Annotated in this window: 17 protein-coding genes; 9 read left to right on the forward strand and 8 right to left on the reverse strand. The window is 65.0% G+C overall.

The window, feature by feature from the left end; genetic code table 11:
• Nucleotides 1-102 precede the first annotated feature (102 nt).
• Nucleotides 103-1,077 carry an aldo/keto reductase gene (locus RMO51_RS18905; protein ID WP_310397342.1) on the reverse strand — a complete coding sequence of 325 codons (975 nt, stop codon included), beginning with the start codon at nucleotides 1,075-1,077 and terminating at the stop codon, nucleotides 103-105.
• Nucleotides 1,078-1,198: 121 nt separating this feature from the next.
• On the opposite strand from RMO51_RS18905, the gene RMO51_RS18910 reads away from it, so the two are divergent.
• Nucleotides 1,199-1,375 (forward strand): hypothetical protein, encoded by a 177-nt coding sequence (locus tag RMO51_RS18910; RefSeq protein ID WP_310397344.1) that lies wholly within the window; start codon nucleotides 1,199-1,201, stop codon nucleotides 1,373-1,375.
• 101 nt (nucleotides 1,376-1,476) lie between these two features.
• On the opposite strand, the gene RMO51_RS18915 is transcribed toward RMO51_RS18910, so the two are convergent.
• Nucleotides 1,477-2,613, reverse strand: coding sequence for a TlpA disulfide reductase family protein (locus RMO51_RS18915; RefSeq protein WP_310397346.1), 1,137 nt, complete (start codon nucleotides 2,611-2,613; stop codon nucleotides 1,477-1,479).
• Between the two features lie 446 nt (nucleotides 2,614-3,059).
• Between RMO51_RS18915 and crcB the strand changes: the two genes are divergently transcribed.
• Nucleotides 3,060-3,431, forward strand: a complete 372-nt coding sequence (crcB, locus tag RMO51_RS18920) for a fluoride efflux transporter CrcB (RefSeq protein WP_310397349.1) — start codon at nucleotides 3,060-3,062, stop codon at nucleotides 3,429-3,431.
• Nucleotides 3,432-3,620: 189 nt separating this feature from the next.
• Here the strand turns inward: crcB and RMO51_RS18925 are convergent, their stop codons facing one another.
• Nucleotides 3,621-4,337, reverse strand: a complete 717-nt coding sequence (locus RMO51_RS18925) for a YetF domain-containing protein (RefSeq protein WP_310397352.1) — start codon at nucleotides 4,335-4,337, stop codon at nucleotides 3,621-3,623.
• A 193-nt stretch (nucleotides 4,338-4,530) separates the two neighbouring features.
• Between RMO51_RS18925 and RMO51_RS18930 the strand changes: the two genes are divergently transcribed.
• From RMO51_RS18930 to RMO51_RS18940, 3 genes are all read left to right on the forward strand, one after another.
• Nucleotides 4,531-5,802: an AraC family transcriptional regulator gene (locus tag RMO51_RS18930; protein WP_310397353.1), complete on the forward strand. Its 1,272-nt coding sequence runs from the start codon at nucleotides 4,531-4,533 to the stop codon at nucleotides 5,800-5,802.
• A 120-nt stretch (nucleotides 5,803-5,922) separates the two neighbouring features.
• Nucleotides 5,923-6,477, forward strand: a complete 555-nt coding sequence (locus tag RMO51_RS18935; protein WP_310397355.1) for a hypothetical protein — start codon at nucleotides 5,923-5,925, stop codon at nucleotides 6,475-6,477.
• 54 nt (nucleotides 6,478-6,531) lie between these two features.
• The gene (locus RMO51_RS18940; protein ID WP_310397357.1) at nucleotides 6,532-7,089 is read left to right on the forward strand and encodes a YceI family protein; all 558 of its coding nucleotides are present in this window, start codon (nucleotides 6,532-6,534) and stop codon (nucleotides 7,087-7,089) included.
• A 29-nt stretch (nucleotides 7,090-7,118) separates the two neighbouring features.
• Here the strand turns inward: RMO51_RS18940 and RMO51_RS18945 are convergent, their stop codons facing one another.
• Complete coding sequence (locus tag RMO51_RS18945; protein WP_310397359.1) at nucleotides 7,119-7,658, reverse strand: GNAT family N-acetyltransferase; 540 nt, start codon at nucleotides 7,656-7,658, stop codon at nucleotides 7,119-7,121.
• Nucleotides 7,659-7,875: 217 nt separating this feature from the next.
• Nucleotides 7,876-10,839, reverse strand: a complete 2,964-nt coding sequence (locus RMO51_RS18950; protein ID WP_310397361.1) for a TIM-barrel domain-containing protein — start codon at nucleotides 10,837-10,839, stop codon at nucleotides 7,876-7,878.
• A 241-nt stretch (nucleotides 10,840-11,080) separates the two neighbouring features.
• Between RMO51_RS18950 and RMO51_RS18955 the strand changes: the two genes are divergently transcribed.
• From RMO51_RS18955 to RMO51_RS18965, 3 genes are all read left to right on the forward strand, one after another.
• Nucleotides 11,081-12,136: an NYN domain-containing protein gene (locus RMO51_RS18955; protein ID WP_310397363.1), complete on the forward strand. Its 1,056-nt coding sequence runs from the start codon at nucleotides 11,081-11,083 to the stop codon at nucleotides 12,134-12,136.
• 152 nt (nucleotides 12,137-12,288) lie between these two features.
• Nucleotides 12,289-12,636, forward strand: coding sequence for a hypothetical protein (locus tag RMO51_RS18960; protein WP_310397365.1), 348 nt, complete (start codon nucleotides 12,289-12,291; stop codon nucleotides 12,634-12,636).
• 234 nt (nucleotides 12,637-12,870) lie between these two features.
• Nucleotides 12,871-13,239 carry a hypothetical protein gene (locus RMO51_RS18965; RefSeq protein ID WP_310397367.1) on the forward strand — a complete coding sequence of 123 codons (369 nt, stop codon included), beginning with the start codon at nucleotides 12,871-12,873 and terminating at the stop codon, nucleotides 13,237-13,239.
• Nucleotides 13,240-13,362: 123 nt separating this feature from the next.
• On the opposite strand, the gene ggt is transcribed toward RMO51_RS18965, so the two are convergent.
• Nucleotides 13,363-15,114, reverse strand: coding sequence for a gamma-glutamyltransferase (gene ggt / locus RMO51_RS18970; protein WP_310397369.1), 1,752 nt, complete (start codon nucleotides 15,112-15,114; stop codon nucleotides 13,363-13,365).
• A gap of 149 nt (nucleotides 15,115-15,263) precedes the next feature.
• Between ggt and RMO51_RS18975 the strand changes: the two genes are divergently transcribed.
• Complete coding sequence (locus RMO51_RS18975; protein ID WP_310397370.1) at nucleotides 15,264-17,327, forward strand: alpha amylase C-terminal domain-containing protein; 2,064 nt, start codon at nucleotides 15,264-15,266, stop codon at nucleotides 17,325-17,327.
• On the opposite strand, the gene RMO51_RS18980 is transcribed toward RMO51_RS18975, so the two are convergent.
• Nucleotides 17,312-18,037 carry a hypothetical protein gene (locus RMO51_RS18980; protein ID WP_310397373.1) on the reverse strand — a complete coding sequence of 242 codons (726 nt, stop codon included), beginning with the start codon at nucleotides 18,035-18,037 and terminating at the stop codon, nucleotides 17,312-17,314. The genes RMO51_RS18975 and RMO51_RS18980 overlap by 16 nt on opposite strands.
• Before the next feature lie 308 nt (nucleotides 18,038-18,345).
• Nucleotides 18,346-20,223, reverse strand: a complete 1,878-nt coding sequence (locus RMO51_RS18985) for a glycoside hydrolase family 13 protein (RefSeq protein ID WP_310397375.1) — start codon at nucleotides 20,221-20,223, stop codon at nucleotides 18,346-18,348.
• Nucleotides 20,224-20,413 lie beyond the last annotated feature (190 nt).

A 20,413-nucleotide genomic window follows, 5' to 3' on the forward strand; every position in this document is an offset into this window, starting at 1 on the left:
CGAGACATCTCGCCCGCATCGTTCTCACGAATTAGAATTACTGTTGCGGGCGAGATGTCTCGGCTGCGCTCGACATGACGTTGTTATGGTTGGGTTGTCCTGCTATTTAGCCGTTGTCACCGTGGCCGCGGGCTGGTGGGCTTCCAATGTGGCCAAATCCTCGGCGGTCAGCCGCAGCTCGGTGGCTTCGAGCAGCTCCGCGACCTGGCCCACGCTGGTGGCGCTGGCGATGGGGGCCGTCACGCCGGGCGCCTGCATTAGCCAGGCCAGGGCTACCTGGGCGAGCGTGGCCTGCTGGCGATTGGCCACCGAATCGAGCGCGGTGAGCAGGCCCAGGCCCTTTTCGTTTAAATACTTGGAACCCACGCCGGGGCCCCGAAGGCTCTTCTGTAGATCTTTAGAGTCGCGATACTTGCCGGTGAGGAAGCCCGCGGCGAGGCCGTAGTAAGGAATGGCGCCGATGTTTTCCTGGAGCAGCAGGGGCGCGAGGTTCTGCTCAAATTCGGTCCGGTCGTAGAGGTTGTACAGGTTTTGCAGCGTCTCGTAGCGCGGGTAGCCGTGCCGCTGGCTGGCTGCCAACGACTCGCTCAGGCGGGCGGCCGTGAAGTTGGAGGCGCCAATGGCCCGCACCTTGCCCGCCCGCACCAGCTGGGCGTAGGCTTCCAGGGTTTCTTCCACGGGCACGGTGAGGTCGTCTTTGTGCGACTGGTAGAGGTCGACGTAGTCAGTTTGCAGCCGCTGGAGCGAGCCTTCCACGGCGCGGATGATGTAGTCCCGGGCCAGGCCTTTGTTCTGGGCATTCACCTCCCAGCCCACTTTGGTGGCGATGACCAGGTTGTCGCGCCGGCCGCGCTGCTGGAGCCACCGGCCGATGATGGTTTCGGACTCGCCGCCCACGTGGCCGGGCACCCACACCGAGTAGCCGTCGGCCGTGTCGATGGCGTTGCCGCCGCCGGCCACGAAGGCGTCGAGCACGGCAAAGGAAGTGGCTTCGTCGATGGTCCAGCCGAAGACGTTGCCGCCCAGCACGAGGGGCGCAATGGCGAGGCCAGAGCGGCCGAGTTCACGGGTTTGCATTGGAGGAAGAGGGGGCAGCAGTGGGCTGCGCTAACTGAAAAATACGACCGAAGGTTGAACGCGGACGCTGCGAGTCCGCCCCCAACCTTTGGTCGGCAAGGCGTTGCCCAAACTCCCCATCATGGTTCCACCCCTGGCAAAAACGGCGCGGGCGGCGTCCGGTGCCTCAGTCAGCGGCGTGCGCGCCGGTGCTTTTTCCACCCCTGCTTTTCCCTACTACACTTGGTGGGCATCTGCTACGCGCACCAGCAAGTCGGAGATGCAGCTAGGTCAGACGGTCATGGGGGCTACCACGTAGCTGGGCTGCGCGCAGGTCAACTTGTCCTGCTGGGAGGAGCCGCTTGCACATAGATTTTGGTGAATTATCAATAAGTCGCAAGTACGACCTGCAAAACGGCCTTACTTGGCTTTCAGCAGTTTGCCGAGCGTGCTTCGCAGCTCTTCGCCTCTCAAGTTAACGGCCACAATTTTGCCGCTTGGGTCGAGCAAAAAGTTCTGCGGCACAGCCTGCACGCTGTATTCTTGGGCCACGGCATTGTTCCAGGACTTTAGGTCCGACACGTGGGTCCAGGTCAGATTGTCTTTTTGGATGGCTTTTACCCACGCTTCGCGGCCGTTCTCCTGGTCGAGCGACACGCCGAGGACGGTGAACCCCCTGTCTTTATACGTGTTGAAGGCCTTCACCAGGTTGGGGTTTTCCTGGCGGCAGGGACCGCACCAACTCGCCCAGAAATCAATCAGCACGTACTTGCCGCGCAGACTGGAGAGCTTCACGGGTACGTTGTCGGGAGTGTTTTGGGTAAAGTCGGGGGCGATGGCACCCACCGCCACCTTTCGCCGGCGCTCGATTTGCTCGCTGATGCGTTGGCCCCGCGGCGAGCTCCGCACGGCGGCGCTCAGGCCTTGGTACAGCGCGGCGTAGAGCCCCACATCGGGGGTGGACCCGCCCAAATCCTGCAAAACGACCAAGCTGAAACGCGCATCGGGGTGCGTTTTGATATAATCGGCCCGAATTTTCTGCTGCGCTGCTTCGATGGGGGCGAGCTTCGCTTCGAGCTGCGCTGCGTGGGCGGAATCTTTGCGGGCGGCCTCGGGCTGCGGGTTATACTTGTTCACCAGCGCGTTGTATTGGTCATCAAGTGGCTTCAGGGAGGCCTCCAACTTGGCGTTTTCGTCGTTGAGCGGCGTGCCGCGTACCGTGATTTTCGTAGCCGAATCCGGCGTGGCAACGGTTACGACGCCCTTCTCCAGGTAGAAGAACTTCCTGCTCGCGTCCCGCGATTTTCGCAGGGCGGTGCCGTTGTGGCTGAAGGTGAGGGAGGCCCGCACCGGCTCGGGCAAAGTGCCCCTGAACTCGAAACGGCCGTTCTTCACTAACGCCGAGTCTACCGACCATTTTTTGTCCACGGGATAACCCAAGTAGGCTTTGCTCACCGCGGCGTTGTTGGCCACGGTGCCTTTTACCACGAAGTTTTCGGTTTGGGCCAGGGCCAAGCCGGGCAGCAGAAGTAATGCGCCGCAGAGTATTTTTTTCATGGAATGATTGATAGAACCGGGAGTAAGACACTGCCTGACTGCTAGTGGTTGCTTCGGACCTCTCAAAGAGCCTGTCAATTCTTGCGGCCTGAATGAAGTGTTGGAAAGGGAGGCTGTGAATCAGGCTCTGGTTGCGCAAAAATAGCCCAATTCGGTGCCTTGCGGCCTCATTTTCAGCCCGTGCGGATTCTCTCATTGCTGCCGCTGCGACGGCTTTGCGTCCCGGCCGCCGGTAGCGGAGCGGAATTGCAGCGCCTACTTCCGGGCCCGGCAGCTGCGCGGCTCCTTCCTGCGCTTCGACGCGTGGGCCAACCGTTACACCGCTCACACCGCCGCCCGCTGCCGCCAGGGCTTCATCGCCGGTCGCCGCCTCATCACGGAGCAGATTCCGGCCAAATTAGGCGGGCCCAAAAGTAGCCACCGCCGGGCCGCGTAAGTTTACCAGCATGAATACTTCCTGGCTACTGATTGGCGTGGGCGGCGGGGCGGGCGCCGTGGCCCGCTACCTGATGCAGCAGTACGTGCAGGGCCGTTGGCCGCTGGCCTGGCCCGTGGGCACCGGCGCCGTGAACGCGCTGGGCTGCCTGCTGGCGGGCCTGTTTTTGGGCCTGTTGGAGCGGTACCAGCTCGGCGCGGCGTGGCGGCTGCTGCTCATCACGGGCGTGTGCGGGGGCTTCACCACGTTCTCGGCCTTTGCCCTGGAGAACGTGGCGCTGCTGCGGGCGGGCCAGGTGGGGCTGGCGGCGCTGTACGCGGGCGGCAGCGTGGCCGCGGGCGTGCTGCTGTCCGCGGCCGGCTACTGGCTGGCGCGGGGCTGAAGGAATTAAAAATTGAGAATTAAAAATTAAAAATGGAGCAGGCCTTTTGCTGAATCGGTTTAGCAATTCGCCAGCCGGTCCTACGGCGTTCGTCAAAGCAACTTGCCTATTTTGTTGAACAAACCACGCAAACAGCTTTATTAAAAATCTCACCCATTTTTATTTTTTAATTCTCAATTTCTAATTTCCCTACGTGATGCGCCGGGCGGTGCTGGCGGGCAGCCAGTCGCCCTTGCGGCACACCGGGCAGGCGTGGGCGGCGGCCGGCGCCAGCTCGGCCACGTGGCTGCAGTTGAGGCAGGCGTAGGGGCCGGCGGCGGCGATGCTTTGCTGGGCGCTGGTGAGGTCTTCGGGCAGGATGGGCAGGCCGGGGCGCACGTCCGCGTCTTCACAAAAGAACACGCTGAGCTCGCCGCTGGCTTCGCTGTACACGGCTTTCAACTGGCCCAGGTGCTCGACTTGCTGCTGGCGCAGCTCGCCGAACAGCTCTTTCTGAGTAAGGTGCTGCTGCTCAAAATTCTGCCAGTGCAACAGGCCGTCTTTGAGCAGCAAAACGTCTTCGCCTTCCATCCAGTTGCTGAACTTGGGCGAGAACTCCGTGAGCCGGTTAAACAGCCAGTACAGCGCCATCACCGCCCCGAACACGATGAGGGCGTGGCTGAGCGGGACCTCGGGGTAAAACATGGTGTCGCCCGCGATGGAGCCCAGCCCGATGACGATGCTCAGCTCGAACAGCGACAGCTGCTTGACGCTGCGCCGCCCCGTGACGCGCAGGGCCGCCAGCAGCAGCAGGTAGGCTACCACGGTGCGGCCCAGCACTTCCAGGGCGTAGAGTGGCGGGTGCTCGCCCAGCCAGATGCGCGGCCAGTCGAAGGCGGTAATGGGTTCAGCCAGGAAAAAAGGCATAAGCAGGGGCAAGGTTCACTGGTTTTTACTCCCTTCCGGGCATATTGTTCCCACATCGGGTAGCCGCCCGGCGGCGGCCGGACGGTTGTTGACCGAACCGGGCGGGCGCTGTGCCGGTCGACTCGAATCAGCGCGTAAGCTGCGCAACGCGACGGGGCTGCATATTTGCGCCGGCCGGTTAGCTGGTAAGCCCATGAAAATTCAGATTTCCTTCATGGCGGTGGCGCTGTTTGCCGTCATCGCGCAGGCGCTGTTTGCGGCCGGGCTGCTGGCGGCGGCGCCGTTCAACCGGGGCTCCAACCGCTTCCTGGCCCTGCTCATGGTGGCCATCGGGCTGTGGGTGCTCGACGGATTTTTTCGGGTATCGGGCCTTTACGAGCAAGAGGCCGGGCTATATTTTTCGCCCATTTACTACTCGCTGGCGTTTGGGCCGCTGCTGTATTTCTACGTGCGCAGCCTGGTCAACGCCGGGTTTCGGTGGCGGGCGCGCTACTGGGCACATTTCGGGCCGGTGCTGGCGCAGGCGGGCCTGTACTGGTGGCTGCGCTTCCAGCCCTACGCGGCGCGCAACGACTTCTGGCAGACCGTGCACCGGCCCGTCACCTACCGGCTGGAATTCATCGGCACCTGGGTGTCGCTCATGGTGTACCTGTTCCTGAGCCTGCGCCTGCTGCGGGGCTACGGCCGCTGGCTGGAAGACAATTTCTCCGAGGTCTCGCGGCTGCGGCTGCGCTGGTTGCGCTGGCTGCTGCTGCTGCTGGCCCTCGTGAGTGGGCAGTGGCTGGCGGAGCTGGTGCTGCGCGAGTTTTTTGGCGTGTATTACCGCTACGACTATTCCACCGAATTGCTGGGCGTGGTGGTGTTTGTTATCGGGGTGGTGGGCCTGCGGCAGGCCGACATGCGGGCCGTGCGCTTCGCACCGGAGGCGGAGGCAGCCGACGCAGTTGAAGCCGCGCCGTTGCCGGCGTGGGCCGTTGAGAATTTTGCCGCGGCGCCCCCGCCCGCTGCTTCCGCTCCGGCGGCGCCCGTCGCGCGGGCGTCTGCGCCCGGCCCATCCGAAACGGCGATGCTTGCGGCCGCGGCCGCGGCGGCCGTGGAGCCGCCCGCCGTCCAGCCCGACCCGCTTGCGATGGAGCGCATTCGCCGCGCGCTGGTCGACGACCGGCTCTACCAAAACCCGACGCTGACCCTGGCCGAGCTGGCCGCCCACACCGGCCTGCCGCCGCGCCTCATTTCCTTCACCGTGAACGCGGGCTTCGGCCGTTCCTTCAACGACCTGGTGAACGGCTACCGCGTGGCCGAGGTCCAGCGCCGCCTTGCCGCCCCCGATGCCCGCCGCTTCACCCTGCTGGGCATTGCCTTCGAAAGCGGTTTCAACTCGAAGACGACCTTCAACCGCATCTTCAAGCAGGTGACCGGCGTGGCCCCGCGCGAGTACCAGCCTGGCGAGAATCAGCCGGAATAATAGGGGATTGGGGTTGAGAAAGTCCCAAATCTGGTATTGGGACGTCCCACATCCGGTTTCGGGGCGATGGGCGGCGGGGGAGAGGGCCACCTTTGGGTCATGCTTCAAACGCCCCCTTCCATGACCCGTTGCTTGCTGCTGGCGCTCGGCGCGCTGGCCTTCTGCCCGGCCGCCGCTCAGGCTCAGGCCCCCGCCGCTCCCGCCCAAACCGCCCCGGCCCCGGCCTGGTCCGACCACTCCCGCCTGCTGCCCGACGAGCTGCGCCGGCTGCCCGGCGGCCTCACCCTCTGGCACTCGCCCAACGTGGTGTACCCCGAGCCCAACCCTGCCGCGCCGGGCGGCCACGTCTGGAAGCACAGCACCAGCGTGCGCGCCGAAGTCGCCGACCTGCAGGTGATGGCTTGCGGCAGCTACATCTGGTACAGCGCCGCCGGCTGGCAAACCAACATCCGCCAAACCCCCGCCGAATTCGCCGAGCTGTTCAACTGCCCCGGCGGCAAGCTGAAGCAGGGCGTTGCCTACACTTTCGTCCGCAACTACCGCTACGCCGACCGCGGCCAGCGCCTGTACGGCGGCGATGCCCTCTGGTTCATCCTGGCCAAGGACGCGCAGGGCCGCCTCTACAAAGGCTACGCGCTGATTGAAACCGAAGCCGAGGCGCAAGTCACCAAGTAAATAAACGTCCCATTTTTTCATCAATCCATTACCTCATTTTTTCAAATCATCCCCATGAAAACCTTCCTCATTTTCCTACTCCCCTTGTTCGCCCTGCTGGCCGCCCGCCCCGTTGCCACCGCCACCTACCGCCTCGACCCCGCCACGAGCACCCTCACCTGGACCGGCCACGCGGAGGCCGGCACTTGGGCGCCCCAGGGCACCATCCGGTTGCGTGAGGGCAGTGTCGTCACCGCGGGCCAGGTCGTGCGCGCCGCCCGGGTGGTGGTCGACATGGCCACCATTGCCCACGAGCAAGCCCCGCTGGCCGAGCACCTGCGCAACGCCGACTTCTTCGACGTGGCCAAATTCCCCACCGCCGTGTTTGAGCTGACGGAGTTCCGGGCCGGCAAAGCCCGGGGCACCCTCACGCTGAAAGGCACCACCAAGCCCGTGGAGTTTCCGGTGACGGTGACCCCGGCCCCGGACGGTGGCCTGCGCCTGCGTGGCACCGCCACGCTCGACCGCACCGAGTTTGGCATCAACTACAACTCCGCCTCGTTCTTTCAGAACCTGGGCAGCTATGCCATCCGCAACGACTTTCAGGTGGCCTTCGACGTGCTGGCGCGCTAGCTGGCCACCGTCTGAAAAGCCCTTGGCGTTTATTTCTCTGGCCCGGGGTTGGCGGCCTCGTACCACACGCAGCGCACGCCGCTCTCGATAAACTCATTGCCCTGCCGCAGACCAATTTTCTCCAGAATGCGGCGCGAGCCCGCGTTCTCCGCATCGGCATAGGCGCAGATTTGGGGCAGCCGGAGGGTTTTAAATCCGTAATCGAGCCAGGCCTGGGCCGCCTCGTGGCCGTAGCCCTGCCGCCAGAAGTGCGGCCGGAAGCGGTAGCCCAGGTCGTAGAAGTCGTGGTGGCCGTTGATGGGGCCGGCCACCAGCTTCAGGCCCGCCCAGCCCATGAACTCGCCGGTGGCCCGCAGCAGTACCGCCCAGCGCCCGATGCCATTGGCCACGTACTGGGCCCGGATGAAGCGAACCATTTCCAGGCTCTGGGCGGGCTCGGTCAGGAGCCGGCCGCCGATGCCGCCAAGGTAGCGGTGCACGGCCGGGTCAGAGTCGAGAGCAAACATGCCGGCCGCATCGGATTCGGCGAAGGGCCGGCAGTGAAGGCGGGCGGTGTCGAACGGCTGCATGGCGGAAAAGGTGGTGTTAGAGCGGTTTTACAAACGGTGCGCGCTGCCGAAACGCGGTAGAGACGCAACAGTTGGAGTCTCGTCGTCTGCGCCGCTCGGGTGCAATCTTCACGGCGTCGTTGAAGCGTTATCGTGCAACAACGAGACTCCAACTGTTGCGTCTCTACACCCGCACACGGATCGGAGAAATGCTGGACGTAGCATTTGTGCCACCAGCTCACTGCGTCACGATGAGGCGCTGGTGCTGCTCGCCGGCCTCGGCCACGTACACGCCGGGGGGCACGGGGCGGTGGTTTTCGTCGCGTCCGTCCCAGGCCAGGGCGTGGGGGCCGGGCCGGCCGTCGAGCTCCAGCACGCGCACCACGCCGCCCTGCGCGTTGCGGATGAGCAGCAGCACCGGCGCATCGGCCCGCCCGGCGGGGTGCCGGGTGTAATGCAGCGCCGTGCCGCCGGGGCCGAAGCTGCGGCTCCCGGGTGCCTCCAGGGTCAGGGTTTCGGGGTCGGAGTTGGTGGCCGGGGCGGTGGTCAGGCGCAGGCCGCGCAGGGAGACGACCGTGCCGGGATTCAGCAGAAAAAACCCGAGGCGCAGCTCGCGGCGCGCCGGGTCGTAGGCCACGGCGCCGGGCGGCAGCGCCGTCTGGTTCAGCAGCACCGCGTCGGGGGCGGCCGCCACCCGTTGAATCAGCAGCTCCACCCAGCGCCGGGCGGGCTGACCGGGGTACTGCCCGCCGTTGGTAGCCAGCAGAATGTCGGTTTGCCCAGCCGCGTAGCTGCCTGATAGCTTCAGCAGCTCGAACTGTTTTTTCGCCAGGGCCTGCGCTGAGTGCCCGTCGTCTTCATAGAGCGTAAAGCTGGATTTGGGCGTCTGCGGGTCGGGGTAGTAGCGCAGCAGCAGCGTATCGGGCCGGTACTGCGCGGTGCTGGGCCGGTAGGCCGTCATCGGCAGGAAGGCGCCGGCCCGCACCAGCAGCGGCGCGTGGGCCAGCGGGGCCACCACGCCCGTCGTGCGCCCGCCGGCGTAGGTTTGGTTGGTGGCAAAGTCGACCCAATTGCCGGCGGGCAGCACCACGTTGCGCCGCCGCTGGCTGGGGTGCAGCACCGGCGCCACCAGCAGGTTGGGCCCGAGCAGGTACTGGTCGTTAGACGCTGCGCTTAATGAGGAATGAGGAATGAAGAATGAGGAATTAGCAGATGACAATTCTTCATTCCTCATTCTTGATTCTTCATTAAGCGCAGCGTTATCAAGCGCAGCGTCATAGTCCATGGGCCGCACCAGCGGCGCGCCGGTCGTAGTGTTCTGCCAGGCTAGGGTGTACAAGTACGGCAGTAGTTGGTAGCGCAGTTGCATGGCGGCGCGCACGCTGCTTTTATAGGGGTTGGGGTAATAATAGGGCTCCGGGGGCACGCCCTCGCCGTGGGGCCGCAGGATGGGGCAGAGGCTGGCCATCTGCAGCCAGCGGGTGTACAGTTCCGGGTCGATGCCGCCCACGCAGAAGCCGCCGGCGTCGGAGTGCATGTAGCCCACGCCGCCGGCGCTCATGCCCAGCATCACCGGCACCTGGGCCTGATAGCCGCTCCAGGAACGGTTGATGTCGCCCGACCACGGAAATACCGAGTTGCGCTGCAGGCCCGCCCAGCCCGAGCGGGCCAGGTTGAACACCCGCTCTTCGGGAAATTCCCGGGCGTAGCCTTCGGTGAGAATGCTGGCCCAGCTTTGGCCGTAGGCGTTGTGCACGGCCCGGGTGGGGCCGGCCACGTGGCGCATGGCTTCGGGGTGGTTTTCGGGCTCGCCGAGGTCGCTCCACCAGCCCGCGGCGCCCTGGTTGCGCAACGTGCGGTAGTAGCCCCAGAGCCAGTCGCGGGCCGCGGGCTTGAACACGTCCAGAATGCTGGCTGGCCCGGCCCAGAACGAGGCCACCGTGAACGGCCGGCCCGCTGCCGTGGTGCCCACCAGACCTCGGGTGCGCACGGTAGAGTCGTTGCGGGAGGTGCGCATCACGTAGGGTTCCGAAATCAGGATGGTCTTCACGCCCTGCTGTCGGAGGCGGCTCATCATGCCTACGGGGTCGGGAAATTTGGGTTGGTCCCAGCTTAGGTCGCCCTGCCGGGTGGTGCCCCCAAACCAGTACAGGTCGAGCACCAGCGCGTCGAGCGGGAAGTTTTCGCGGCGCATCCGAGCGGCCACTTGCTGCATTTCAGCGTCCGACTTATACCCAAAGCGGCTCTGGATGAGGCCCAAGGCCCAGCGCGGCGGCAGCGGCTGGCGGCCGGTGAGGGCCGTGTAGCGGTCCAGGATTTCGGTCTGGTTGCGGCCCGTTATCACGAAGTAGCTGAGCGAAGTCAGGTTTTCGCCGCCGTACTCCAGTACGTTTGGGTCGGTCTTGCCCAGGTCGAGGTAGCCGGCCGCGTGGTGGTCGAAAAACAGCAGGTAGCCGCGGCTGCTGAGCACCGTGGGCAGGGTGATGTTGAGGTTGGGCTCGCCGTTTTGGGAGGCGTAATGCGCTTGGTTGTACAGCTCCAGGCGGTGGCCGCGCCGGTCCACGGGCAGCGCGCGCGAGCCCGTGCCGTACAGCCGCTCGCCCGGCGCGAGGCGGAAGGAAACGCCCGTGCCACCGGGCTCGCCATTCGCTATTCCGCTGCGCCGAAAGGACCCGCCCGCCTCCGCCACCAGGGTTTCCCCTCGGCGCACGCAGCGCACGCGCAACGGGTTTTTCTGCACAATAACCCGAATAGTACCGTCCACGGGCCACTCCAACGCGGCGCGGGTTGCGCGTACGTCCCCGGCGCGCCAAGCGCTAAAGGAAGCCCGCGGCGCGCCGGCCTCGGGCCCTTCGGGATGATAAAAAGGCGGCGCCCAGGGGTTTGGGGCTTGCACTACGCTCACCGAGCTGTCGGGGCGGGCGGCGCGGCCGGGCGCGAAATATTCCACCTTCACCACGCCCGGTGCCCAGGGGCGCATCCGCAAGCTGCTGCCGTCGGTGGCGGCTACCGTCAGAATGCCCTTGGCGTAGGCGTGAGACAGGTAGCGCCCCCCCGGCACCGCCCGCGCCGGACGTCGCCCGAACGGGTCGTTGGCTGGCCGGCCCTGGTCGGCGCGCTGGGCCTGGGCGGCGGGCGTCCGCAGCAACGGCAGCACCGCCAGCAATAGCAATGCACCCGGAGTAAAGAAATTGGCCTTCATCACAGCAGAAAAAACAGGAGCCGGCAAGTTACGGCCGAAGCCGGTGGGCCAAATGCGTGAGCAAAGCCGGCCGCGCGAGGCGGCCGCTACGTATCTGGTGCGCCGAACGGCCCGGAGCCCGCGCCTCTGCTTTGCAACATAGAGCCGTTCTCGGGTTCGTGTACGTAGGGTGCGGGCCCCCGCCCCGCGCCCTGCCCCGTTCTGTACCCTGACCTCGAAACGGCTATAATACCTTCGCTGCATGACGCCCAAGCCTCCCCCGTCCTCCTACGCCGCCGTTTTCATCGACTTTGAAAACGTGTACTACTTCCTCAAGAATCACTTCCACGACCCGCCTGACCTCAACGACTATGTGCTCGACATCGTCCGCACGTTGCGCGAGCAGCTCAGTGCGCGGGGCCTCGATAGCCTCATCAGCTACGCCTACGCCGACTTTGAGCGGATGGCTACCGCCCCGCAGGGCGCCCTTTACCTGATGGGCGTGAGCACGCGCAACGTGCTGGGCACCGACCACAAAAACGCCGCCGACATGCAGCTCTGCATCGACGCGCTGGAAGTGATGTACACCCGGCCCGACATCGGCACGTTCGTGCTCGTGGCCGGCGACCGCGACTACATTCCCGTGCTCCAGCACCTGCGGCGGCAGGCCCGGCAGGTGCTGGTGGCCGGCTTTCGCGAGTCCGTCTCCGGCGACTTGCTCCAGAACATCGGGGCTGACCACTTCCTCGACGCCCGCGACCTGCTCGCGCCCGAGCGCCTCGCCCAGCTCGAAAAGCGGCGCACCGATCGGCTGCGGGCGGCCGAAGAAAGCCGCCGCGCCCGAACGCAAGGTGTGCCGTCGGCCACTCGCCCCGCGTCCCCCGACGGAGCCAAAGGCCCCGAAACCATTGCCGTGGCCCCGCTGGCCACGGGTGGGGTGCCGCGGCCCGGGGCGCCGGGGGCGGCCCGGGCCGGCGCCCCGCGGCCGGCCGAGGAGCTGCCCGACTTCGCCCCGAGCAAGCCTGTGGTGGGCGACTTGGAGCGCCGCGCGCTGGCCTTTATGCTGGGCGAGTTTCAGAAGCTGGAAGCCAAGCAGCAGCGCCGGGTGCCCGAGCTGTGGCTGGGCCCGTTCATGCGCCTGCTCGCCGACGAGCTGCCCGAGCTGCCTGATTATGAGCGCCGCGACCTGCTCAACCAGCTGCGCGACGCCGGGGCCATTCGCATCGAAAAGCGCGAAGGCGAGCCTCACCCTTTTTCGGTCATTGTGGTCAACTACTACCATCCCGACGTGCAGGCCCTGCGCCCGGAGCCGGAGTGAAACGGGCCGCTGCTTAACCTGCCAGTGCTGGAAAAGTTTGCGATAAAATATTTTATTCAGAAAGCCAAAATATTGTACGTCCGACACTTAACAAGAATGAGTAAAGCAGGTTGGTAACACATCAATTCACCTTTTCATCCTTTCCTAATACCATGGACAACCAATCGCAGAGCACCCAAGGCACCAGCCAGCTCGACGCCACCCTCAACGCCCTGCAGGGCGGTTTAGCCAATGCCGCCGGCGCCGCCGGTCCCAACATCGCCGGCTGGATTAAGACCCTGCAAGGCAACCAGCAGCTGTCGGGCATCAGCTCCGAGCTGCAGAACCTGCACGACGCCCTGACCAGCGGCGCTACCGACACCGGCGCGCTGTCCAAGAGCCTGAGCACCCTGGGCGAGCACACCACCAAAGCCGCTTCGTCGGCCACGCCCGATGCCCAGGACAAGCTGCGCCAGCTCGGCCAGGCCCTGAGCTCGGCTGCGACTCAGTTGAAAGGCTAGTCGTCGGTAGTTGTTTGCACTTGCTTGAAAAGGCGGCCAACCTCGGGGTTGGCCGCCTTTTTTGTTGCCCGCCGCGCGGCCGTCCTTCCTGGGCCGGGCCCGGGGTTACGCGCTTGAAAGTTGGCTTTTTGCCTGCCTCGCTGCGTACCTTCGTGGCCGCAAACCCGGGCTGCACGGCCCCGCCCGCAGCGGCGCGGCGCGGGGCCGTCCCTTTTTCTCTCCTAAACATTTCCCATGAGCTTTATTTCCGAAGTCGAATCCAGCGTCCAATCCCTGTTCGCCGCCATTGAAAAGGGCTTCCAGCTGGACCCCAGCGTGGGCCACGGCCAGATTGATAACTGGATTCAGCATCTGCGCGCCATCGACCAGCCCGCGTTGCGCCCCATCGTGCAGGAGCTGGAAACCCTGCGCGGCCACATCAACGCCAACAATGCCGCCGGCATGGCCGAGGCCTTCCAGAACCTGGGCGAGCTCACGGCCCAGTCGGCGCTGGCGGTGCACAACTTCAGCGGCAACGGCGACAAAGCCCGCGAAATTAGCCAGAAGCTCATCGCCGCCGCTGGCAACCTGCGCCTGGTAGCCCGAATGCCAGCGGCTAAATAATTAAGAATTAACAATTAATAATGAAGAATTAAGAAGAGGGACTTCGGGGTTACTGTTGCCCCGCGCAGTCTCGTTTTCAATTCTTCATTGTTAATTCTTAATTCTTAATTCTTAATTACCACCTCAGTATCCCAGCGCCGTGTCGTCGCCGCGGGGGTCGGCGCCGCCTTCCAGCAGGCCCTCGGGGCGGATGTGGATGATGTCGAGCCGGCCCCAGGGCAGGCGGGGGTTGATGGTGTAGCCGCGGGCGCGGAGCGTGTCCTGGGCGGCGGGGAGCAGGGCGCCGGCTTCCACGTCAATGAGGTCGGGCAGCCACTGGTGGTGCAGGCGCGGCGCCGTCACCACTTGCTGGGCGTTCAGGCCGTAGTCCACGATGCCCAGGATGGTTTGCAGCACGCTGGTGATGATGGTGCTGCCGCCCGGCGAGCCCACCACCAGGGCCACTTTGCCGTTGCGGGTGAGGATGGTGGGCGTCATGCTGCTGAGCATGCGCTTGCCGGGGGCAATGGCGTTGGCCGTGCCGCCCGTCAGGCCGTAGGCATTGGGCACGCCGGCCTTGGCGCTGAAGTCGTCCATCTCATCATTGAGCAAAAAGCCGGCGCCGGGCACTACCACTTTGCTGCCGTACGAGTCGTTGAGCGTGGTGGTGCAGCTCACGGCATTGCCCAGGGCGTCGACGATGCTGAAGTGGGTGGTTTCGCTGCTCTCGTAGGCGGGCAGGCCCGGGCCGGCGGCCAGCGTGGCGCTGGGGGTGGCCCGGCCCCGGGAGCGCATGGTGGCCGCCCGCTGGTGGTTGTAGTCGAGGTCAAGCAGCTTCTGCGTGGGCACCACGCCGAAGTCGGGGTCGCCGAGGTAGGTGGCGCGGTCGGCGTACACGCGCCGCTCGGCTTCGGTGATGTAGTGCACGGCCAGGGGCGTGTGGTAGCCGGCCTGGGCCAGGTCCACGGGCTCCAGCATTTGCAGCATTTGCAGCAGGGCCACCCCGCCGCTGCTGGGCGGGGCCATCGTAATTACGTCGTAATCGCGGTAGCGGCCGCGCAGGGGCTCGCGCCACTTGGCCCGGTAGCCGTCGAGGTCGGCCTGGCTGATGAGGCCGCCGCGGCGCTGCATCTCGGCCAGCAGCAGGCGGGCCGTTTCGCCCTTGTAGAAGCCGGCCCGGCCCTGGTCGCGGACGCGGGCCAGGGAGCGGGCCAGCTCCGGCAGGCGCAGGGTGTCGCCGGCCTGCCAGTCGCCGCCGCCGGGGCGCAGGTAGGCCGGGGCGCTGCCGGGGTTGTGCTGCTGAAAGCCCGCGCGGGTGCGGTTGAGGCCGGCGGCTTCTTTGGCCGTGAGCGGGAAGCCGCGGGCGGCCAGCGCCACCGCCGGTTGCAGCAGGCTGGGCCAGGAGAGCTTGCCGAGCTGCTTGTGCAGCGTGGCCATGCCGGCCACCGTGCCGGGCGTGCCCACGGCCAGCGGGCCGGCGGTGCTCAGGCCGGCCACCACGTTGCCCTGTTTGTCGAGGTACATGTTGCGGGTGGCGGCGGCGGGGGCCGTTTCGCGGAAGTCGAGGCTGCCGGCCGAGCCGTTGCGGTCGCGGTAGAGCAGGAAGCCGCCACCGCCGATGTTGCCGGCCGCGGGTAGGGCCACCGCCAGGGCAAACTGCACGGCCACGGCCGCGTCGTAGGCGTTGCCACCGCGCTGCAGCACCAGGGTGCCGATTTTCGACGCCTCGGGGTGGGCCGACACCACCATGGCGTAGCGCGCCAGCCGGGGCGCGGCGGCGGTGGGCAGCGGCGTGGCCAGCGACCCCTCAAACGCCCGCGACGTAGACGTCACCGGCCGCTCGGCCGAACAGGCCAGCAGCAGGGCGAATGGAAGGGTCAGTAAACGGTATTTCATCATCGAACAAAATAACACTAAGATTACCGGCCTTGCTACTGCGTGCGAAGAATTGGCAGCGAGTGCCCCAAAAACGCCGACGAAGGCGTTCGTATTTAGGCACAACTCCCCGGCAGTGCGCTACTTTTGAAGCCAACCTTCTCCGCACCATGGCTAAGTCGAAACCCACTGCTCCCGCGGCCGCCAAAGCCCCGCGCCGGGCCCCGCTGGCCCTCGTCAAAAACGACGCCTGGCTGGCGCCTTTCGAGCCGGTGCTGCGGCAGCGGCAGGCCCGCTTGCAGGCGCGGCTGGCCGAAATCGAGCAGCACCACGGCTCATTGCTGAATTACGCCACGGCCCACCAGCAGCTGGGCCTGAACCACGACGCCGGCCGCGGCGGCTACGTGTACCGCGAGTGGGCCCCCGGCGCCGAGGCCCTGTTTCTGGTCGGCGACTTCAACGGCTGGGACCGGCAGGCCAACCCGCTGCAGCGCCTGGAGTACGGCGTGTGGGAGGCTTTCTTGCCCGATGCCGACTACGCCGGACGCCTCACCCACGGCAGCCGCTACAAGGTGCACGTCGTGACCAGCGCCGGGGGCAAGGACCGGCTGCCCGCCACCCTGCGCCGCGCCGTGCAGGACGAGCAGACCAAGGACTACGCCGCCCAGGTGTGGCGGCCCGCGATGCCCTTTGCCTGGACCGACCAGAAGTTTCGGCCGGCCGCGGCGGCGCCAGAGCCGCTCATTTACGAGGCCCACGTGGGCATGGCCACCGAGGAAGGCCGGGTGGGCACCTACCGCGAATTCGCCGATAATGTTCTGCCCCGGATTCAGGCCGGCGGCTACAACGTGGTGCAACTTATGGCCGTAATGGAGCACCCCTACTACGGCTCCTTCGGCTACCACGTGGCCAATCTGTTTGCCGCCAGCTCCCGCTTCGGCCCGCCCGAGGACCTTAAGTTTCTCGTCGACGAGGCCCACCGGCGCGGCATCGCGGTGCTGCTCGACATCGTGCACTCGCACGCCGTGAAGAACGAGGCCGAGGGTTTGGCTGATTTCGACGGCTCGGGCAACCTCTACTTTCACCGGGGCGAGCGCGGCAACCACCCCGGCTGGGACAGCAAGCTGTTCGACTACGGCCGGCCCGAGGTGCAGCAGTTCCTGCTCAGCAACCTGCGCTACTGGCTCGAAGAATTTCACTTCGACGGCTTCCGGTTCGATGGGGTGACCAGTATGCTCTACCACCACCACGGCGAGGGCGTGGCCTTCGTGGGCTACGACAACTACTTCGGCCCGGCCGCCGACGAGGACGCCATTCTTTACCTCCAGCTCGCCACCACGCTGGCCCACGAGTTCAAGAAAGGCAGCCTGCTGATTGCCGAGGACATGAGCGGCTTGCCCGGCCTGTGCCGCCCCATCAAGGAAGGCGGCGTGGGCTTCGACTACCGCTTGGCCATGGGCATCCCCGACTACTGGATTAAGCTGCTCAAGCACACGCCCGACGAGCATTGGCCGCTCGGCGAGCTGTGGCACACGCTCAGCAACCGCCGCCTGGGCGAAAAAACCATTGCCTACGCCGAAAGCCACGACCAGGCCCTGGTGGGCGACAAAACCCTGGCTCACTGGTTATTCGACGCGGGCATCTACACCCACATGCAGGCCGCCGACGGCGACCCCGGCGCGGCCCGCGCGCTGGCCCTGCACAAGCTCATCCGCCTGCTCACGCTGGCGGCCGGCGGCGAGGGCTACCTTACCTTCATTGGCAACGAGTTCGGCCACCCGGAGTGGGTCGACTTTCCCCGCGAAGGCAACGGCTGGAGCTACCACTTCGCCCGTCGCCAGTGGAGCCTGGGCGACAACCCCGACCTGAAATTCTTCCAGATGGGCGCCTTTGACAAGGCCCTGATTCACCTGGCCAAGGAACGCCACCTGCTGGCCGCCGGCCCCGCCACCTTGCTCAAGCACGACGAGGCCAACCAGGTGCTGGTATTTGAGCGGGCCGGGCTGGTGTTCATCGTCAACTTCCACGTCGAAAAAAGCCTGACCGACTACCGCTTCTGGGTAACGGAGGAGGGCAAGTACCGTGTGGTGTTGTCATCGGATAACAGCCGTTTCGGCGGCTTCGACCGGCCCGATGAGGCCTTCGAGTACGAGACGTACGAGCACCAGCTAAGCCTGTACGTGCCCAGCCGGGTGGCGCTGGTGCTGGCGAGGGGGCGTTACGTGCAGTCGTAAGACGAAATGACGAGGGTTCCGTTTTTATGGACGGTGAGCCGCAATTCCTGGGTGGCGTCGCCGCCGTCGAGCCCGCACGTAAACGTGTACACGTTGCCTTTTCGGGACACCAACTGGGGCAGCATCAACTTTTTGCCGTCGTAGCCGGCGTAGTGGCTGACCATGTGGTGGTAGACCTCACTGAGCGCCAGCTGCCGAAACGCATACTCGTGGTCGAAGCAGCCGTCAAACGCGGTGGTAGTGTACGTGCCGTTGGCGTACTCCATGACGTCCGTGGTCGCGTATTCCCCCGGGCGATTTTGGGGGCCGGCCGCAACGAGCCGTTGTTCCGTACGCTGGCTTTTTTGGGCGCCCAGCAAGTCGATGTAGGTCCTGCCGCTGCGGCTCTTTTTGACGGCCGGCCTCCTGGCGGTGAGGTCCGCGCTGAAAACGTAGCCGGTGTACGCCGGCGTCGTCACTTTTATCCAGTTGCCCGGCAACGTCAGGCCCGCCCCGATTCGTTGTACCTCGCGCGAGGCGAGGGTCTGCCGCGCGTGCACGACCGCCCCAATCGGCAGTCGGCGCACGATTTTCGAGGCAAAGGCGGGCTGCTCGTGCAACTCGGCCCCGGCCAGCGCCATGACATACAACGGGGTTGCGGGCGTTGCAGGGCCGGGGGTGAATGCGCTCAGAACCGTAACCAGCAGCAATCCGTGCAGTATTTTTTTCATCGGGCGGGGCAGAGGGTTCAGACAATATTCCCTAACGCAGCGGGAAGGCAGTGGCTTTGAAAACATGCGTCGGTACGCCACGCAGCCGAACTAATTGAATAGTCAAAAATAAGTAGTCAGGGACATTAATTCAACCCTCGCTACCGTGAGCCAATTCCGGTCGATGCAGGCAGGCAATTTGAAAAGAAACAGTTGTCTAAACGGGGTCCAATAAACTATTTGCCTTTCGGGGTCTACAAAATTCGCTTGGGAGATGAGTTGCGTAAACCTTGAAAAGCAGGTTTTAACTGCCGCATGGAATAAATGTGCTACTTCAGCAGCTCCAGCACCACGGCGGTTTTGGCGGGCAGCTGCAGCGTGGCAATGCTGCTCAGGCTTTCGCCCGTCAGCACGTTGCGGGCTTTCGTGAAGCCGGTGGTGCGCTCGGCGAAGCGGGCCGTGGGCAGGGCGGCGGGTTTGTCGGAGGTGTTGGTGGCCACCAGCACGGTGCCGGTGGCGTCGTAGCGGAAGTACACGTAGAGGCCGTCCTGGGGCAGGTACTGCATGAGCTTGCCGGTGTGCAGCACTTTGTGGTCGCGGCGGTAGGTGGCCAGTTTTTTCACGAAGTCGAAGGCCTCGTTTTCGCGGGCCGAGCGGCCGGCGGCGGTGAACTTGTTTTCCTTATCCTCGGCCCAGCCGCCGGGGAAGTCGCGCCGCACCTCGGCATCGGTGGGGTCCTTGAAGTTCTTCATCAGGATTTCGGTGCCGTAGTACAGGCTCGGGATGCCGCGGGTGGTGAGCAGCCAGGTCAGGCCCATTTTGTACTTGTCCAAATCGTCGCCCACTTCCGACAGGAAGCGATTCTGGTCGTGGTTGTCGAGCAGGGTCACCAGCTTGGTGGGGTCCTGATACACCGCGTCCTGGGCCAGGGCCTGGTAAAATTTATGCACGCCGCCGTCGTAGCTCACGCCCTGCTTCAGGGCGTCGAGCATGGCGTATTCCAGCACGAAATCGATGGTGCCCGGCTGGTTCGACTTGAAGGGGAAATTGATGTTGCTCTTGGTGTAGTACGACTGGTCAACCACGTTATTCACCATCGACTCGCCGAAAATGTGCAGGCGCGGGTACTCGGCCAGCAGCGCCGCGTTGCAGCGGTTCATGAACGGCTGGTCGTTGTACATGTAGGTGTCAACGCGCCAGGCATCAATGCCGAAGTTCTCGACCACCCAGATGGCGTTTTCAATCAGGTAGTTGGCCACGTAGGGGTTGCTCTGGTTGAGGTCGGGGAGGAAGGGCACGAACCAGCCGTCGAGCGTATTTTTGCGGTCGGAAGGCGCGGCGTGCGGGTCCGTGATGGGCTGGTAGCGGTAAGAGGTGTTGGTGTAGGTGGGCCACTGGTGCAGCCAGCTTTTCATGGGCAGGTCCTGTAGTATCCAGTGGGTATTGCCCACGTGGTTGTACACGGCATCCTGCACCACTTTCAGGCCGGCGGCGTGGGCCTGCTGCACGAAGCTTTTGTAGGCCGCGTTGCCCCCGAAGCGCTTATCGATGGCGTACTGGTCGGTGAAGCCGTAGCCGTGGTAGGAGGCACGCATGGTGCCGCCCTCGTTGGTGAGCGGCTGGTTGTTTTCGATGAGGGGCGTGAACCATACGGCCGTCACGCCCAACTCCTTTAGGTAGTCCAGGTGCTGGGCGGCCCCGGCTAGGTCGCCGCCGTGGCGCAGGAAGGGGTTGGCCCGGTCGGCGCTGGGGTCGCGCAGGTCGGCGAACTTGTCGTTGGCCGGGTCGCCGTTGGCAAACCGGTCGGGCATGGCCAGGTAGATGAAGTCGGCAGCGGTTACGCCCTGGGCTTTGGGGGCGTTGTCGCGGCCTTTGATTTCCCAGCTCTGGGTCACGGTCTGGCTGCCTTTTTTGCCCACCAACTGCACCTTGCCGGGCTTGGTGGTGGGGGCAATGGTGAGGTCCAGAAAAGCGTAGTTGGGATTTTCAACCGTATTGGTTTTCACCAGCCTCACACCAGGGTAATTCACAGAGTAGGCCAGCGTGCCTGCGCCGGGGCCGTGCACCAGCAGCTGCACGTTGGGGTTTTTCATGCCCACCCACCAGTTGGTCGGGTTCACGCGGTCGATGGTGACCGCCTGGGCCGCCGCCAGCACGGGCAGCAGCAAAGGCAGGAGGAGCAGGAAGTAAAGGGAAGCCTTTCTCATGGGATGCGGAGGGCGGGAGGATGAATTAAGAGACTTGCGCTAAATAAAACGAATGTAGATGGAACGCCCTGCTCCCGTGGCGCCCGGGCAGTCAAAGCACATGCGCCTGCTTCGTTCAACGGGGGGACCTCACCCCCGGCCCCACACCCCCGGAGAGGGGAGCAGCAAAACAGCCGCCACCTCGGCCCCC

This window comes from Hymenobacter sp. (assembly GCF_031398885.1).
Taxonomy (GTDB): domain Bacteria; phylum Bacteroidota; class Bacteroidia; order Cytophagales; family Hymenobacteraceae; genus Hymenobacter.